The sequence below is a fragment of the Vibrio sp. 1641 genome, from assembly GCF_033339995.1.
Classification (GTDB): Bacteria; Pseudomonadota; Gammaproteobacteria; order Enterobacterales; family Vibrionaceae; genus Vibrio; species Vibrio alginolyticus.
Genome location: NZ_JAWOVP010000335.1, coordinates 1 through 595 on the forward strand (window position 1 = coordinate 1; position 595 = coordinate 595).

The window sequence follows — 595 nt, forward strand, 5'->3', positions numbered from 1 at the left end:
GTGTGTGCGACACCTAAATAAATTAGGCGCGCTTCTTCCTCTCCCGGAATAATCTCTATCGGGAACGGCATGACTGCTTTTGCTCGTTGGATAAACAAATGCGCGTTTTTCGCTCTTCTTAGCGTGTGTGTAGCAGCGATGCGCACATTGGATTCCTCAAAGCCTTGCAGCCTCTCTGCGAACATCGCAAGACACTCCAACGCTCGCTCCATGGAGGCGTGACTTAAATTCAATTCACTGTCTAGGCCAGAGGCTAAACGAACCCTCTGTTTATGGCGACTGATGAGCTGTAGGTCGCTGCCGACCACTTTCGCCACCACCATGTGGAAGCTATTAGAGCCGAGATCGATCGCGGCAATGTAGCGTTCATCTTGTTCAAGTATCTGAGACATCTGACTTTTGTCTTCTTGTTTGCTTTTCTATATTTTTAAGATAGTCGTAGATGGCAACTTGTGAGCGAACTTTTTTACGGTTTCCGCGCGGTACATAGCTATTGCTCATCTCTTTGTCTATCAAACGTGCCTTTACTGTATCGGTAAAGTGGATGTTAGTTATATCAATAATTCTCTGTTTCAAACGTGGATCACGAACAGGA

At 46.1% G+C, this 595-nt stretch carries 2 pseudogenes; both read right to left on the reverse strand.

The features are described from left to right. Positions 1-392 (reverse strand): annotated as a pseudogene (locus tag R7Z47_RS25835) (exopolyphosphatase); the annotation flags it as partial. After that, positions 376-595 (reverse strand): annotated as a pseudogene (locus tag R7Z47_RS25840) (RNA degradosome polyphosphate kinase); the annotation flags it as partial. The pseudogenes R7Z47_RS25840 and R7Z47_RS25835, both read right to left, overlap by 17 nt.